This is a genomic window from Paraburkholderia sp. BR14312 (assembly GCF_040948675.1).
In the GTDB taxonomy this organism is placed as follows: domain Bacteria; phylum Pseudomonadota; class Gammaproteobacteria; order Burkholderiales; family Burkholderiaceae; genus Paraburkholderia; species Paraburkholderia nodosa_A.
Genome location: NZ_JBFPKI010000004.1, coordinates 343,315 through 359,512, shown reverse-complemented (window position 1 = coordinate 359,512; position 16,198 = coordinate 343,315). Strand labels below are relative to the sequence as shown.

At 65.9% G+C, this 16,198-nt stretch carries 14 protein-coding genes; 9 read left to right on the top strand and 5 right to left on the bottom strand.

From position 1 onward, the window contains the following. Window positions 1-29: 29 nt before the first annotated feature. A complete protein-coding gene (locus tag AB3X98_RS13730) occupies window positions 30-1,133 on the bottom strand; it encodes a DMT family transporter (protein ID WP_342945839.1) in 1,104 nt (367 codons plus the stop codon). 311 nt (window positions 1,134-1,444) lie between these two features. On the opposite strand from AB3X98_RS13730, the gene dapC reads away from it, so the two are divergent. From dapC to cls, 6 genes are all read left to right on the top strand, one after another. Further along, a complete protein-coding gene (gene dapC / locus AB3X98_RS13725; protein WP_342945840.1) occupies window positions 1,445-2,668 on the top strand; it encodes a succinyldiaminopimelate transaminase in 1,224 nt (407 codons plus the stop codon). A gap of 82 nt (window positions 2,669-2,750) precedes the next feature. Next, on the top strand, window positions 2,751-3,578 hold the full coding sequence (dapD, locus tag AB3X98_RS13720) for a 2,3,4,5-tetrahydropyridine-2,6-dicarboxylate N-succinyltransferase (RefSeq protein WP_069265609.1): 828 nt from the start codon (window positions 2,751-2,753) through the stop codon (window positions 3,576-3,578). After that, window positions 3,578-3,943 carry an ArsC family reductase gene (locus AB3X98_RS13715; RefSeq protein ID WP_028204073.1) on the top strand — a complete coding sequence of 122 codons (366 nt, stop codon included), beginning with the start codon at window positions 3,578-3,580 and terminating at the stop codon, window positions 3,941-3,943. Before dapD ends, AB3X98_RS13715 begins: the two co-directional genes overlap by 1 nt. A gap of 125 nt (window positions 3,944-4,068) precedes the next feature. Next, window positions 4,069-5,208 carry a succinyl-diaminopimelate desuccinylase gene (gene dapE, locus AB3X98_RS13710; protein ID WP_368605061.1) on the top strand — a complete coding sequence of 380 codons (1,140 nt, stop codon included), beginning with the start codon at window positions 4,069-4,071 and terminating at the stop codon, window positions 5,206-5,208. Window positions 5,209-5,241: 33 nt separating this feature from the next. After that, window positions 5,242-6,138, top strand: coding sequence for a 50S ribosomal protein L3 N(5)-glutamine methyltransferase (gene prmB, locus AB3X98_RS13705; protein WP_342945841.1), 897 nt, complete (start codon window positions 5,242-5,244; stop codon window positions 6,136-6,138). 167 nt (window positions 6,139-6,305) lie between these two features. Beyond that, window positions 6,306-7,748, top strand: a complete 1,443-nt coding sequence (gene cls / locus AB3X98_RS13700; RefSeq protein WP_342945842.1) for a cardiolipin synthase — start codon at window positions 6,306-6,308, stop codon at window positions 7,746-7,748. Between the two features lie 24 nt (window positions 7,749-7,772). Here cls and AB3X98_RS13695 read toward each other — a convergent pair whose 3' ends face one another. Next, window positions 7,773-8,255 (bottom strand): glutathione peroxidase, encoded by a 483-nt coding sequence (locus AB3X98_RS13695; protein ID WP_069265605.1) that lies wholly within the window; start codon window positions 8,253-8,255, stop codon window positions 7,773-7,775. Window positions 8,256-8,416: 161 nt separating this feature from the next. Here AB3X98_RS13695 and AB3X98_RS13690 point away from each other — a divergent pair, with 161 nt between their 5' ends. After that, window positions 8,417-10,366, top strand: a complete 1,950-nt coding sequence (locus AB3X98_RS13690) for an ATP-binding cassette domain-containing protein (protein ID WP_368605060.1) — start codon at window positions 8,417-8,419, stop codon at window positions 10,364-10,366. Between the two features lie 66 nt (window positions 10,367-10,432). Continuing rightward, complete coding sequence (locus AB3X98_RS13685) at window positions 10,433-11,662, top strand: CaiB/BaiF CoA transferase family protein (RefSeq protein ID WP_368605059.1); 1,230 nt, start codon at window positions 10,433-10,435, stop codon at window positions 11,660-11,662. 67 nt (window positions 11,663-11,729) lie between these two features. Here AB3X98_RS13685 and AB3X98_RS13680 read toward each other — a convergent pair whose 3' ends face one another. From AB3X98_RS13680 to alr, 3 genes are all read right to left on the bottom strand, one after another. After that, window positions 11,730-11,993 carry a DUF2866 domain-containing protein gene (locus AB3X98_RS13680; RefSeq protein ID WP_042265827.1) on the bottom strand — a complete coding sequence of 88 codons (264 nt, stop codon included), beginning with the start codon at window positions 11,991-11,993 and terminating at the stop codon, window positions 11,730-11,732. 141 nt (window positions 11,994-12,134) lie between these two features. After that, window positions 12,135-13,511 carry a DNA repair protein RadA gene (gene radA / locus AB3X98_RS13675; RefSeq protein ID WP_069265603.1) on the bottom strand — a complete coding sequence of 459 codons (1,377 nt, stop codon included), beginning with the start codon at window positions 13,509-13,511 and terminating at the stop codon, window positions 12,135-12,137. 16 nt (window positions 13,512-13,527) lie between these two features. Continuing rightward, window positions 13,528-14,598 carry an alanine racemase gene (gene alr, locus AB3X98_RS13670; RefSeq protein ID WP_069265602.1) on the bottom strand — a complete coding sequence of 357 codons (1,071 nt, stop codon included), beginning with the start codon at window positions 14,596-14,598 and terminating at the stop codon, window positions 13,528-13,530. A 220-nt stretch (window positions 14,599-14,818) separates the two neighbouring features. Here alr and lplT point away from each other — a divergent pair, with 220 nt between their 5' ends. After that, window positions 14,819-16,129, top strand: coding sequence for a lysophospholipid transporter LplT (gene lplT / locus AB3X98_RS13665; protein WP_069265601.1), 1,311 nt, complete (start codon window positions 14,819-14,821; stop codon window positions 16,127-16,129). Window positions 16,130-16,198: the final 69 nt, after the last annotated feature.

The following is a 16,198-nucleotide window of genomic DNA, read 5'->3' as shown; positions in this document are numbered from 1 at the left end:
CGCGTGCGGCCGGCGGGAATCAGCGGCAATCATACCATCGCACGCGCGCCATTCCGCGCGCGGGAAGGCCCTGGGCCCGTTCCGCCGCCTGCGCTGCCATCGCCATTGCCGCCGCCGTTGCCATCATCGCCGCCGGGGCCGCTGCCGTCGGCGTCGTCCGCGTCATCGGTGCGGCTGGCGTCGGCGTGGGTCATGACGCTCGCATCGGCGCTCGCGTGCGCGCCGCCCTTGCGCGCATCCTGCGCCCGGTGCACCCAGCTCGACAACAGGGAAGCCAGCACGATGCAGGCGCCGCCCGCCCATTCGCGCGGGCCCGGCGTCTCGCCGGCGAAGAGCCACGACGTGAGCGCCGTCACGACGATCTCGAACAGCATGATGATCGAGGCGCGGTTTGCCGGCACGCGGGCGAGCCCGTACTGGACGAGCATGTTGTTGCTGCCGAGCACGATGCCGAGCGCGAGCACGAGCAGCACGACGCGTGCGAGATGCTCGCCCGCCGGTGCGGCCGACATCGGCTCGAAACAGGAGGTCAGCAAGCCGAACAGCGCCGCGCCCGCGAAGATCACGGCCGTGCGCATCTCGGGCTTCATGTGCGGCAGCACGCGGCTCGTCTTTACGACGAGCACGTTGCTCATCGCGAAACCCATGCCGCCGATGAGACCGGCCCATTCGGCCGCGTTGGCGGGCAGCGGCACGCCGAGCCGCGGCGACCAGAGCATCAGCACCGCACCCAGCAGCGAGAGCGCCGCCAGCGCGCCGCCCGCCCAGTTCAGGCGCTCGTGCAGGATGAAGTGCGCGAAGATCGCCGTCCACGCCGGGGTCAGATAAAAGAGCAGCAGCACGCGCATCACTTCGCCGTGGATTGCGCCCCACACGAACCCGACGTTGGTCACGCCCGCGGCGAGTCCGAGCATCGGCAGCACCCAGTGCCAGCGCACGCTCGCGAGCGAGCGCCAGCGCAGCACCAGCACGAAGAGACAGCCGGCCGCGCTCGTTGCCGCGCTCGAGGCCGTACCGGTGAGCCCGGCGGCCGCCAGCATGCGCAGCGGATACCAGACAAAACCCCAGACGGACGCGCCAATCATGATGGCGAGCGTCGGCCAGGCGGCGCGCAAGCCCGTGCTCTGGCTCATGGCTTGCGCTGCCCTTGGCCCGGCCGCGCGTTCGCAGCGCCTGCGCCTTGGTTCGAAACGTCGTTCGAAGATTTCATGCTTTTCCTTTATTTCGTCGCCCGGCAAGCACCGGCCGCGCCAGGGCGGGATCCGGCCGGCGCCCGCAGCAGCAGCAGCGCCACGCTATAATCGACCGCTTGCAGCCGCAAGGCCGCGCCGTGCATCGGTGTTTCTACGCCGAGCGCGGTGCAACCGGCTCGCCGGCCCGCGGTGGCCACCCGAATCCTGCGCGCCATGCCATCCGTCTTTCGCCCACGCCCGTCCAGCCCCAAGTGAATCCGCTACTCGACACCCTTCAGTCCTATCCCTTCGAAAAGCTGCGCGTGCTCTTCAAGGACATCACGCCGAACGCCGGCCTGCGCCACATCAGCTTCGGGATCGGCGAGCCGAAACACCCCACGCCGGCGCTGATCCGCGACGCCATCGTCGCTTCGCTCGACGGCCTCTCGTCGTACCCGGCCACGGCGGGCACCCCGGCGCTGCGCGAGTCGATTGCGAACTGGGTGAAGGCGCGCTACGGGCTGCCGGCCATCGATGCGAACACGGAAATCCTGCCTGTGTCCGGCTCGCGCGAGGCGCTGTTCGCGCTCGCGCAGGCCGTGGTCGACCCGACAGCGGGCGTGAAAGACCCGGCAAAGCGGGCGATCGTACTCTGCCCGAACCCTTTCTACCAGATCTACGAAGGCGCCGCGCTGCTCGGAGGCGGCGAGCCGTACTTCGTAAATAGCGATCCGGCCCGCAACTTCGCCTGCGACTATTCGCAGGTTCCCGAAGAAGTCTGGGCGCGCACGCAGCTGCTGTACGTGTGCTCGCCGGGCAATCCCACGGGTGCCGTGATCACGCTCGACGACTGGCGCGAGCTGTTCGCGCTCTCCGACCGCTACGGCTTCGTGATCGCCTCGGACGAGTGCTACTCGGAGATCTACTTCGACGAGGCCACGCCGCCGCTCGGCGGTCTCGAAGCGGCGCACAAGCTGGGCCGCGGCTTCGAGCGCCTCGTCATGCTGTCGAGCCTTTCGAAGCGCTCGAACGCGCCGGGCATGCGCTCGGGGTTCGTCGCCGGGGACGCCGCCATCCTCAAGCAGTTCCTGCTGTACCGCACCTATCACGGCGCGGCACTGTCGCCGGTCTGGCAATCCGCCAGCATCGCGGCATGGGGCGACGAGGCGCACGTGCGCGAAAACCGCGCGAAATACGTGAAGAAGTTCTCGACCGTCACACCCATGCTCGCCGACGTGCTCGACGTGAAATTGCCGGACGCCGCGTTCTATCTCTGGGCCAACGTCGCGCGCACCGGCCTCGCGGACACCGCGTTCGCCCAGCGTCTCTACGCCGACTATAATGTGACGGTTCTGCCCGGCTCGTTCCTCGCGCGCGAGGCGCATGGCACGAATCCGGGTAAAGACTTCGTGCGCATGGCGCTCGTCGCCGACGTCGAGGAGTGCATCGAAGGCGCGCAGCGCATCGTCGAGTTCTGCCGCTCGCTCAAACCGTAAAGCCTTTTTCGTGCGCGCCGGGGTCCCGCCCCTTACGGCGCGCAACACCGCTTTCAACCATCAATCTCACGAAATCACCACCATGTCGCAACAACTTCAGCAGATCATCGACACCGCCTGGGAAAACCGCGCCGACTTCTCGCCCAGGTCGGCTCCGAACGACGTGCGCGAAGCCGTCGCCCATGTCATCGCCGAGCTGGACAAAGGCGCGCTGCGCTGCGCCGAGAAGAAGGACGGCGACTGGGTCGTCAACCAATGGGTGAAGAAGGCCGTGCTGCTGTCGTTCCGCCTGGAAGACAACGCACCGATGCCCGCGGGCGGCTACAGCCAGTTCTACGACAAGGTGCCCTCGAAGTTCGCCAACTACACGGCCGAAGACTTCGCCGCCGGCGGCTTTCGCGTCGTGCCGCCGGCCATCGCGCGTCGCGGCTCGTTCATCGCGAAGAACGTCGTGCTGATGCCGTCGTACACCAACATCGGCGCCTATGTCGACGAAGGCACGATGGTCGATACGTGGGCCACGGTCGGTTCGTGCGCGCAGATCGGCAAGAACGTGCACCTTTCGGGCGGCGTCGGCATCGGCGGCGTGCTGGAGCCGCTGCAGGCCAACCCGGTCATCATCGAAGACAACTGCTTCATCGGCGCGCGCTCGGAAGTCGTGGAAGGCGTGATCGTCGAAGAGAACTCGGTCATCTCGATGGGCGTCTACCTTGGCCAGTCGACCAAGATTTACGACCGCGAAACCGGCGAAGTCTCGTACGGCCGCATCCCGGCAGGCTCGGTCGTGGTCGCGGGCAACCTGCCCTCGAAGGACGGCTCGCACAGCCTGTACTGCGCCGTGATCGTCAAGAAGGTCGACGCCAAGACGCGCGCCAAGGTCGGCCTGAACGAGCTGCTGCGAGGCGACTGATGGCGAAGTCCGCCAAGACCGTCGTCTACGGCATTCCGAACTGCGACACCGTGAAGAAGGCCCGTGTGTGGCTCGAAGAGCACGGCGTCGAGTTCGAGTTTCACGACTTCAAGAAAGCGGGCGTCTCGAATGCGCTCGTCCAGGACTGGCTCAAGGACGTGTCGCTCGATCAGCTGATCAACAAGCGCGGCACGACCTGGCGCGGCCTGTCGGACGTGCACAAGGCCGAAGCCGACACGACCGCCGGCGCGATCGCGCTGATGATCCACAAGCCGTCGATCATCAAGCGGCCCGTCGTCGTGGTGAACGGCCGCGTAAAGACGCTCGGCTTTTCCGCCGACCAGTATGCGGAGCTGTTCGCTTGAGCGCCGCATGAGACCGGTGCGTCTGAACTGCTTGATGGCAGCTTGGGCGCACATGGTCATGACACGTTGTTGCCGGCCCCTGCTCCATCAGCGGCGCCGGCATTTTTATTGAAAGTGGTCTTTTTATGTCCGCCACCCTCGCCCTTACCGAAGCCCTGATCGCGCGCGCGTCCGTCACGCCCGACGACCAGCACTGCCAGCGCATCATGACCGAACGCCTTGGTGCGCTCGGCTTCGCGTGCGAAACGATCGAATCCAACGGCGTGACCAACCTGTGGGCCGTCAAGCGCGGCACTGCGGGCGCGCAAGGCCCGCTGCTCGCCTTCGCGGGCCACACCGACGTCGTGCCCACCGGCCCCATCGAGCAATGGAGTTCGCCGCCGTTCCAGCCCTCGCATCGCGACGGCATCCTCTATGGCCGCGGCGCCGCCGACATGAAAACCTCGCTCGCGGCCTTCGTGGTGGCGAGCGAAGAGTTCGTGGCGGCGCATCCGCAGCATCGCGGCGGCATCGCGTTCCTCATCACGAGCGATGAAGAAGGCCCGGCCACCGACGGGACCGTGAAGGTCGTCGAGGCGCTGGAGGCGCGCGGCGAGAAGATGGATTACTGCATCGTGGGCGAGCCGACTTCGACGCATACGCTCGGCGACTGCGTGAAGAACGGCCGCCGCGGCTCGATGTCGGGCAAGCTCGTCGTGAAGGGTGTGCAGGGGCATATCGCCTATCCGCATCTCGCGAAGAACCCGGTGCATCTCCTGGCGCCCGCGCTCGCCGAACTCGTCGCCGAAAAGTGGGACGACGGCAACGAGTACTTCCCGCCCACCACGTGGCAGGTGTCGAACATGCACAGCGGCACCGGCGCGAGCAACGTGATTCCGGGCCACGCCGATGTGATGTTCAACTTCCGCTTCTCGACCGCGAGCACGGTGGAAGGCCTGCAAAAGCGCGTCCACGCGATCCTCGACAAGCACGGCCTCGAATACGACCTGCACTGGAGCGTGAGCGGGCTGCCCTTCCTCACGCCGCGCGGCGCGCTCTCGAATGCGCTCGAAAAAGCGATCCACGACGAAACCGGCGTCACGACCGAGCTTTCGACCACAGGTGGCACATCCGATGGCCGCTTCATCGCCCGCATGTGCGAGCAAGTCGTGGAGTTCGGGCCGCCGAACGCCAGCATCCACAAGATCGATGAGCATATCGAAGTGAAATTCATCGATCCGCTCAAGAACGTCTATCGCCGCGTGCTCGAACAGCTGATCGCCTGACCGGCCCACCGAACACGCTCTGGAGTCCAGAACATGACCCATCCGCTCGCCGCTACCTTTGCCACCGTTCGCGACCTGCTGCGCTACGGTGTCTCGCGCTTTTCGGCCGCGCAACTCGCGTTCGGCCACGGCTCGAACAACGCCTACGACGAAGCCGCGTACCTGATCCTGCACACGCTGCATTTGCCGCTCGACCTGCTCGACCCGTTTCTCGACGCGCGCCTCACGAGCGAGGAAATCGACAAGGTGCTCGGCGTGATCGAGCGCCGCGCGACCGACCGCGTCCCCGCGGCCTACATCACGCAGGAAGCGTGGATGCACGGCCTGCGCTTCTACGTCGATGAGCGCGTCATCGTGCCGCGCTCGTTCATTGGCGAGCTGCTCGCAGACGGCCTGCAGCCCTACGTGGAAGATCCCGAACAGGTCACGGCGGTGCTGGAGCTATGCACCGGCTCGGCGAGCCTTGCGATTCTCGCGGCGCACGCGTTTCCGAACGCCGACATCGATGCCGTCGATCTGTCCGCACCCGCCCTCGAAGTGGCGCGGCGCAACGTGCATGAACACGATCTCGACGAGCGCATCGCCCTCTTCGAAGGCGACCTGTACGCGCCGCTGCCCGAGCGCCGCTACGACGTGATCATCACGAACCCGCCGTACGTGAACGCCGACTCGATGCAGGCGCTGCCGCCCGAATACCGCCACGAGCCGGAACTGGCGCTCGCGGGCGGCGCGGACGGCATGGACATCGTGCGCCGCATCGTCAAGGACGCACGCAACTGGCTCACCGACGACGGTGTGCTGGTGATCGAAATTGGCAACGAGCGCGAGAACGTGGAAGCGGCGTTCGGCGGCCTCGATCTCGTCTGGCTCTCGACGAGCGCCGGCGACGACCAGGTCTTCCTGATCCAGGCCTGCGACCTGCCGGTCTGATCGTCCTGTGCGAAAGAGCCGCGGCGCCTGTGCGCCGTGTCTCGCCGCGTGCAGGACCGGGGCGCTCGCCGTCATCGCAGCGGGTTCGGTAAGATTGAGCCCTCCGGCCGTGCGCTTCCCGGCGCGGGCCGGTCCTGCGTCCGGCTGAAGGAGCGTCCCACGCATCTATGCGATTCGACTGGTCACATCTCGGCACGCTGCTCGCGATCATCCATTTGCTCGGACTGATCGCAGCGTGCCACGCCATCCTCAACACGCGCACCTCGCAAGGCGCGATTGCCTGGGCCGTCTCTCTCGCGACGATGCCCTACCTCACGCTCGTCCCGTATCTCTTTCTTGGCCGCAGCAAGTTCGCGGGCTATGCGGACGCGCGGCGGCTGCGCAACGAAACCTTGCGCTCACGCGCTCACGCGCCCGACTGGGACAAGCTCGTCCGCGCGGGCGAATGGCCTGCCGACGAGCTGGGCGTACGCGTGATCCGCACATTCGCGCGCCTGGGCGGGATGCCGCTCGTGCCGGGCAACGCCGTGCGCACGCTCGTGAATGGCGAAGCGACCTTCTCCGCCATCTTCGATGCGATCGAGCAAGCCCGGCACTACGTGATCGTGCAGTTCTTCATCGTGCGCGCCGACGCGCTCGGCGACATGCTCAAGGACGTGCTGCTCGACTGCACGAAACGCGGCGTACGCGTGTACTTCCTCTACGACAGCATCGGCTCGTTCGACCTGCCCGCCAGTTACGTGCACGAGTTGCAGGACGGCGGCGTGGAAGTGCACCCGTTCTCGACGAAGCGTCACTTCGTGAATCGCTTCCAGCTCAATTTCCGCAACCACCGCAAGATCGTCGTGGTGGACGGCCAGCACGCATTCGTGGGCGGCCACAACGTGGGCATCGAATACCTGGGCGCGAACACGCGCCTTTCTCCGTGGCGCGACACGCATATCGAACTGCGCGGACCGGCGGTCGCCAACGTGCAGTTCGCCTTCACCGAGGACTGGTACTGGGCCACCCAGCAGTTGCCCGGCTGCGAGCCGCCCACGGTCGTGCCGCGGGACGGCGATGACATGTACTGCCTCGTTCTGCCCACGGGGCCGGCCGACCGCCAGGAGACCTGCTCGCTCTTCTTCGTCGAGGCGATCAACGCCGCAAAAAAACGCCTGTGGATCACGACGCCCTACCTCGTGCCCGACGAAGCCGTATTTTCGGCCCTGCGCCTCGCGGCCCTGCGCGGCGTGGACGTGCGCATCATGATCCCGAGCCGGCGCGACCATTACGTGGTCTTCGAGGCGTCGATGCTGTACGCCTTCGATGCGGTACGCGCGGGCATCCGCATCTTTCGCTACAAGCCGGGCTTTCTGCACCAGAAGGTCGTGCTGATCGACGACGTGGCTGCGGCGATCGGCAGCGCGAATCTGGATAACCGGTCGTTTCGCCTGAACTTCGAGATCATGGTGCTGACCGTGCATCGCGGCTTCGCGGCCGAAGTCGAAGCGATGCTGCTGCGCGATTTCGACGAGGCGTTCGAGATCGATCGCAGCGAATACCGCGACGCGCCCGCGTGGCGCAAGATCACGATGCATCTCGCGCGGCTCTTCGCGCCGATTCTCTAGCGCGCCTGCGCCGCCAGGCTGCGCTCAGAGCTGCTTCTCGATGTCCGCCGCAATCGCCTCGGGTTTCGTCATCGGCGCATAGCGCTTCACCACATCGCCGTTGCGGTCGACCAGAAACTTCGTGAAATTCCATTTGATGCCGCCGAGCCCGAGCAGCCCCGGCGCCTCGCCCGTGAGCCAGCGATACAGCGGATGCGCGTTCGCCCCTTTCACGTCGATCTTTTCGAACATAGGGAACGTGACGCCGTAGTTCTTCTCGCAGAAGCTGCCGATCTGCGCGGCGTCGCCGGGTTCCTGCTTGCCGAACTGGTTGCACGGAAAGCCGAGCACCGCGAGCCCGCGCGCGGCGTACTGGTCATACAGCGTTTGCAGGCCCGCGTACTGCGGCGTGAATCCGCATTCGCTCGCGGTATTGACGATCAGGAGCACCTTGCCCGTATAGCGCTCGAGGCTCACCGGCTCGCCGCCGCCGAGCGGTTGCGCCGAAAACGAATAGATCGATGTCATCTGGCTCTCCCGTGGAAAAGCGCCAGTCTACGTGAGAAAACGCGCAATTAGCACTCGACCAGGCGGCTAGCCGTTCGGCCAATGCCGGCCTGAGCGCGCCCAGGCTGCGCGCCCCGGTTTAAAATAGCGCTTTCTTTCGTTTTCTTCCTGCCGGCGCCGTCGTGATCCGCTTCAACCAATTCAGTCTTGCCCGCGGCACCAAGCCGCTTTTCGAACAGACCTCGTTCACGCTGAACCCCGGCGAAAAGGTCGGTCTCATCGGCGCGAACGGCGCGGGCAAATCGACCCTGTTCGCCGTGCTGCGCGGCGAACTGCACGCCGACGCCGGCGACTTCTCGCTGCCGCCGTCCTGGCGCATCGCGCACGTCGCGCAGGAAACGCCGGCGGTCGAGCGCACCGCGCTCGACTACGCGCTGGACGGCGACGCCGCGCTGCGCGAAATCGAGGCCCGCATCGCCGCGGCCTCGGCGGCGCACGACGGCGCGGCGGAAGCCGAAGCGCACGGTGCCTTCGCCGACGCCGACGGCTACACGGCTCCCGCGCGAGCCGAAGCGCTGCTCCTCGGCCTCGGCTTCACGCTCGAGCAAACGCGCCAGAGCGTCTCGAGCTTCTCGGGCGGCTGGCGCATGCGTCTGAACCTCGCGCAGGCGCTCATGTGCCGCTCCGACCTGCTGCTGCTCGACGAGCCCACGAACCACCTGGATCTGGACGCGATCGTCTGGCTCGAAGACTGGCTGCACCGCTATCCCGGCACGCTCGTCGTAATCTCGCACGACCGCGAATTCCTCGACTCGATCTGCAACGTCACGCTGCATCTGGAGAACCAGCAGATCAAGCGTTACGGCGGCAATTACTCGCAGTTCGAGATCCTGCGCGCGCAACGACTGGCGCTCCAGCAAAGCGCCTATGAAAAGCAGCAGCGCACCGTCGCCCATCTGCAAAACTTCATCGACCGCTTCAAGGCCAAGGCCACCAAGGCGCGCCAGGCGCAAAGCCGCGTGAAGGCGCTGGAAAAGATGGAGTTGATCGCACCGGCGCACGCCAGTTCGCCGTTCACGTTCGAATTCCGCACGCCCGACTCCGCGCCCAACCCCATGCTCGTGATGGAAGACGTGCGCTGCGGCTATCGGGCTGAAGATGGCAGCGAAACGCCCATCGTCGAGCGCGTCACGCTCTCGATCCAGAACGGCCAGCGTATCGGCCTGCTCGGTGCGAACGGCCAGGGCAAGTCCACGCTCATCAAGACGCTCGCGGGCACGCTCGCGGCGCTCTCCGGCGAGCTGAGCACGGGCAAGGGCCTGCAAATCGGCTATTTCGCGCAGCACCAGCTCGAAACGCTGCGCCCGGACGACTCGCCGCTCCAGCATCTCGCCCGTCTCGCACCCGACACGCGTGAGCAGGAGCTGCGCGACTTCCTCGGCGGCTTCAACTTCCCCGGCGAAATGGCCACGGCGCCCATCGCGCCGTTCTCGGGCGGCGAGAAGGCGCGCCTCGCGCTCGCGCTGATCATCTGGCAAAAGCCCAACCTGCTGCTGCTCGACGAGCCGACCAACCACCTCGACCTCGAAACGCGGCATGCGCTCACCATGGCGCTCGCGCAGTTCGAAGGCACGCTGATCCTCGTGTCGCACGACCGGCATTTGCTGCGCGCCACGACCGATCAGTTCATGCTGGTGGCGAAGCACCGTCTGCAGCCGTTCGACGGCGACCTCGACGACTACCGCGACTGGCTGCTGCAACACGCGGCCGAGCAACGCGCGGCGCTCAAGGAGGCCGCTTCCGGCACGGCGGATGCGGCAAATGGCGCAGGTGCCGCCGATGGCGTCAATCGCAAGGAACAGCGCCGCCAGGAAGCCGGGCAGCGCCAGAAGGTTGCGCACCTGAAGAAGCCGTTACAGGCGAAAATCGGCAAGATCGAAAAGGAAATGGATGCGCTCAACAGCGAAAAGAGCACGCTCGACACCTTCGTCGCCGACCCGGCGAGCTACGAGCCTCAGCAGAAGAGCCGCCTGACCGACGCGATTCGCCGCCAGGCCGAAGTCGCCTCGCGCCTCGAAACGCTCGAAGCCGAATGGCTCGATGCGCACGAGGAACTCGAGCAGATCGGCTAGCGCAACGCTGCTTCACCATCGCGCCACCAGGCGCTTTCGCCAGGTATTTTCGCCAGGGAGCCACGAGTGTCGTCACCCGCCGCATTGCAGGGCCTTCGCGTACTGGATCTGACCCGCCTCTTGCCTGGGCCCGTGGCCACGTTGCGGCTCGCGGAAATGGGCGCCGATGTCCTGAAAATCGAGCCGCCCGGTGCAGGCGACGCGGCGCGCGTGATGATGCAAAGCGCAGTGGACGAAGTGGCCGCGCGCCCCGGCGCGTTCTATCGCCTCGTCAACCGCGGCAAGCGCGAAACGCGAGTCGATCTGAAGACCGAGAGCGGCCGTTCGGTGTTGTTTGCGCTTGCCCGCGACGCCGACGTGCTCGTCGAAAGCTTCCGGCCCGGTGTGATGGACCGCCTCGGCGTAGGCTACGAGGCATTGCGCAAGGTCAATCCGAAACTCGTCTACTGCGCGATCACGGGCTACGGCACTACCGGCCCGTTCGCCGGCCATCCTGGCCACGACATCAACTATGTCGCCTATTCGGGCGTGCTCGACCAGTTGGCCGCGCGCGACGGCGTGCCGGTGCTGCCCAACTTCCAGATTGCCGACCTGCTTGGCGGCGCACTCAGTGCGGTCACCCAGATTCTCGCGGCGCTCTGGCAGGTGGCGCGCGGCGGCGAGGGTCGTTTCGTCGATGTTTCGATGGCGCACGCGAGCTACGCGCACAACGTGGTCGCCCAGGTCGCGCTCGCCAACGACGACGCCGCGGCGCTGCAGCCGGGCGGCGGTCTGCTCAACGGCGGCGTGCCCTGCTACAACCTCTATCGCACGCAAGACGGGCGGTGGCTCGCCGTCGGCGCGCTCGAGTTGAAGTTCTGGCAGACGCTGTGCCAGGCCCTTGGCCGCGACGACTGGGCGGAGCGGCACTGGAGTCTCGGTCAGGCGATCGGCGGCGCGGATGCCGCGGCGCTCACGCGCGAGTTGGCGGCCATCATCGAGTCGGAGTCGCTGCAGACCTGGATCGACCGTCTGGAGGCGATCGACACCTGTGTATCGCCCGTCCTCACGCCAGGCGAGGCGTCGCGCCATCCCCTCTTCAACGCCGACGTGCTGCAAGCCATGATGGACGAAATGGCCGCGAGGCAAACCCAGCAGGCCGACCCCGCTATGCAGGCGGCGCCTTCTCAGCCAGGTGTTCCTACGCATGCCGCCCAACCTGCCCGACCGGTCCAACCCGCCCAGCCAGGCCAAGGCACCGACACGCCGGGCGCGCCTGGCGGCAAGAAGCCCTTCACTTACGGCCCTTGGGGCTAGTCCTCGCCGTAACCCGCATCACCCTTGGCATAATGAAAAATGGGCGCATCGCAGCGCCCATATTTGTTTAGCGTCGCGGCAGCGTTTGCCGCGGCGACCGCTCGTCGTCGTACATGACGTACTTGCGGCCTTCCACGTGGTGCGCAATGGTGCTGCGCACTTCGGCCGCCGTCACGTCTTCTGCTACCACGCGGCGCGAAATGCGCCCGTCGCCATCGATCCACTCGACGATGCGGCACGTGCTGCCCCAAGGTTGCATGAGCGGCTCGGACACCCGGCAGCCGCGCACGACGATCGAACGACCGCCGAAGGACGTATCAGTCTGTTTCAAGTCGCTATCCTTTCCGCTCGACACGGGTTGAACACCGCGCCAAGGATAGGGAAATCGCAGTCTGAAATGGTTACAGCCGGAACCAGGGTTGTTACTAATCATTACGCGCCAGTACAGGCCATCTGCACGTGCGCGGCGCGCTCAATCCAGTTCGCGTATCCGGTCGATCGCTTCCTCGAGGCGCTCCACCGCAATCACCTGTAAACCTTCGATCGGCTGTTTCGGCGCATTGGCGCGGGGAATCAGGGCGCATGAAAAACCGAGCTTCGCCGCTTCCTTCAGACGATCCTGCCCGCGCGGCGAGGGTCGGATCTCGCCCGCGAGGCCCACTTCGCCAAAAACGATCAGACCCTTGGGCAACGCCTTGTTACGCATCGAAGAATGAATGGCGAGCAGCACGGCGAGATCGGCGGCCGGCTCCGTGATCTTCACGCCGCCCACGGCGTTGAGGAACACGTCCTGATCGAAGCACGCGATGCCGGCATGGCGATGCAGCACCGCCAGCAGCATGGCGAGCCGGTTTTGTTCGAGGCCGACGGCGAGGCGTCGTGGATTCGGCACGTGCGCCGTGTCGACGAGCGCCTGCACTTCGACGAGCAACGGACGCGAGCCTTCCTGGGTCACGAGCACGCAGGAGCCCGGCACGCTCTGCTCGTGCTGTGAGAGAAAGAGCGCCGAGGGATTCGCCACGCCGCGCAGGCCCTTCTCCGTCATCGCGAACACACCCAGCTCGTTGACCGCGCCGAAGCGGTTCTTGAACGCGCGCACGAGCCGGAACGACGAATGCGTGTCGCCTTCGAAATACAGCACGGTGTCGACGATGTGCTCGAGCACCCGCGGACCCGCCAGGTTGCCCTCCTTCGTCACGTGGCCGACCATGATGATCGCCGTGCCCGACTGCTTCGCGATGCGCGTGAGCTGCGCCGCGCACTCGCGCACCTGCGCGACCGAGCCGGGCGCGGAAGTCAGCGCTTCGGAGTAGATCGTCTGGATCGAGTCGATGACCGCGACGTCGGGCTTCTCGGCCTCGATCGTCGCCTGAATCTTTTCGAGCTGGATCTCGGCGAGCAGTTGCAGCTCGCTCGCCATGGAGCCTGGGTCGAGCAGCGCCAGTCGTTGCGCGCGCAACGCGATCTGCGCCGCCGATTCTTCGCCGCTTACATAGAGCGCACGACGCTCAGCCGCGATTTGCGCGAGCGACTGCAAGAGCAGCGTCGATTTGCCGATCCCGGGGTCGCCGCCGATCAGCACCACGCCGCCTGCAACGAGGCCGCCGCCCAGCACGCGGTCGAACTCGCCCACGCCGGTCGTAAAGCGCGGCACGTCGGACGCCTCGATATCGGCGAGACGCCGCACCGGGGCGCTCTTCGCGAGCGACTGGAAACGGTGGCTGCTCGCCGTTTCCGCAACGCCCTCCACGAGCGTGTTCCACGCGCCGCACGCGGGGCACTGGCCTTGCCACTTGGGAGCCTGCCCGCCGCATTCGGTACATGTATACAGTGTCTTGACCTTCGCCATGCTCTTTGCCATGGCGTTATTCGGCCCGCACGGGAACACGCGGCGCAACGGCGCACATCAGCTCGTAGCCGATCGTGCCGCAGGCTTTCGCGACGTCGTCGATGGGCAGATTGTTGCCCCACAGCTCCACGCGCGCGCCCACGCCCGCGGTGTGCACCGGCGTGAGGTCGACGGTAAGCATGTCCATCGAGACGCGGCCCACCACATGCGTGAGCACGCCGTCGACGATCACGGGCGTGCCTTCGGGCGCGACGCGCGGATAGCCGTCGGCGTAACCGCACGCCACCACGCCGATGCGCATGGGCTTGCGCGCCGTGAAGATCGAGCCGTAGCCGACGGTCTGTCCTTCAGCCACATGCTGCGTGGCGATGAGTTCCGACGCGAGCGTCATGGCCGGCTGCAGGCCTGTGCCTTCGAGCGCCGAGGCGAAACCCGATGGCGAAGCGCCATACAGAATGATGCCGGGGCGCACCCAGTCGAAGTGCGTCGAAGGATGCCACAGCGTGGCGGCCGAATTGGCGAGGCTGCGCGCGCCGGCAATGCCTTGCGCGCCGCGCTCGAACGTTTCCATTTGCTCGCCGACGCCGCGCGGCGTGTCGGCGTCGGCGAAGTGCGTCATCAGCGTGATCTGGCCGATGCCTGCACAGGCACGCGCACGCTCCCATGCGGCGCGGTACTTCTCCGGCGTGTAGCCGAGCCGGTTCATACCGCTGTTCATTTTGAGCTGGACGTTGACCGGCTTCGACAGACGCGCCATTTCGAGCATGCGCATCTGCTCGTCGCTGTGCACGACGGTTGTGAGGCTGTAGCGGTCGATCACGTCGATGTCGGTCGGCCGGAAGAAACCTTCGAGCAGCAGGATCGGCCCCGCCCAGCCGAGTTCGCGCAGCTTCACGGCCTCCTCGAGGTCGAGCAGGCCGAAACCGTCGGTTGCGCGCAGGCCGGGGAACGCGCGCGCAAGCCCGTGCCCGTAGGCGTTGGCCTTCACCACGGCCCAGATTTTCGACTTTGGCGCGTACTGGCGGACGACGGCGAGGTTATTGGCGAGAGCGGCGGTGTGAATCGTTGCTGAGAGGGGGCGCGGCATGGGAGATTTTTTCGCAAAGACGCTTTCGAATCAGGAGCTTACAGGGTGTTTTCAGCGCCCCGCAGGCCCGCCTGACGGGCGCTCAAGGAATGTGCTAGTCCGAATACACCTATTTTCGTGATATAAAGCCCTGCGCACAACCCATTTCGAACGTAATAAGCCCGGATGCCTCCCACCCGTCCGGGGCGGACGGACCGCAGCGAGGAAAGCATCGCATCAGATGAAAAAAGGCTTTTACACCATCATGGCCGCGCAGTTTTTTTCGTCGTTGGCCGACAATGCGCTCCTCATCGCTGCAATTGCACTGCTGAAAGACCTCCACGCCCCGAACTGGATGACGCCGCTGCTCAAGCTGTTCTTCGTCCTCTCCTACGTCGTTCTTGCCGCCTTCGTCGGCGCCTTCGCAGATTCCCGCCCTAAGGGCCGCGTGATGTTCATCACGAACACGATCAAGGTCGTGGGCTGCGCCATGATGCTGGCAGGCACCCATCCCTTGTTCGCCTATGGCGTTGTGGGTTTCGGGGCTGCGGCTTATTCTCCCGCCAAGTACGGCATCCTGACCGAGCTGCTGCCGCCTGAGCGCCTCGTCGCCGCCAACGGCTGGATCGAGGGCACGACAGTCGGCTCGATCATTCTCGGCACCGTGCTCGGCGGCGCGTTGATCAGCCCCCACATCGCGTCGCATGTGCTGCGCCATACGCCCGCCGCGATCAGCACGCCCGCCGAAGCCGCGATGGTCGTCATCATGGTGATTTACGTAATCGCCGCCCTCTTCAATCTGCGTATTCCCGACACCGGCGCACGCTACCCGCGCCAGCAGCACGGTGTCATCCGCCTCATCAGCGACTTCGCCGACTGCTTCAACACGCTCTGGCGCGACAAGCTCGGGCAGATCTCGCTCGCGGTCACGACGCTCTTCTGGGGCGCGGGCGCGACGTTGCAATTCATCGTGCTCAAGTGGGCCGAAGTCTCACTCGGCATGTCGCTCTCCGAAGGCGCTGTGCTGCAGGCCGTGGTGGCCGTGGGCGTGGCGGCCGGCGCCATGATCGCGGCCGCGCGCGTGCCGCTCAAGAAGTCGCTCTCGGTGCTGCCGGTCGGCATCATCATGGGTCTTGCGGTCATGCTCATGGCGTTCTACACGCGCCATCTCTTTCCGCCGCATTGGGGCCTGCATATCGGCCACATGCGCATTCCCGGCTACCTGATTTTTGCGTACATCTTCCTCATGGTCGTAGGCGGCCTTTCGGGCTTCTTCGTCGTGCCGATGAACGCGCTGCTCCAGCACCGCGGCCACGTGCTGCTCTCCGCGGGCCACTCCATCGCCGTGCAGAACTTCAACGAGAACCTCTCGGTGCTCGTGATGCTGTGCCTCTACGCCGTGCTCGTCTGGCTCGACGTGCCGGTGACGATCGTGATCGTGCTGTTCGGCACGTTCGTCTGTCTGATGATGTGGCTCGTGATGCGCCGCCACCAGGCGAATCAACGCTCGTTCGACTCGGTCGCGCTGATCGGCGAAAATCACAGGCATTGATGGGCGCGCCTGACCGCACACCGTCCGGCCAGCACCTCTGCTGAATCGATCCTTCCCTGCGCACGCGCG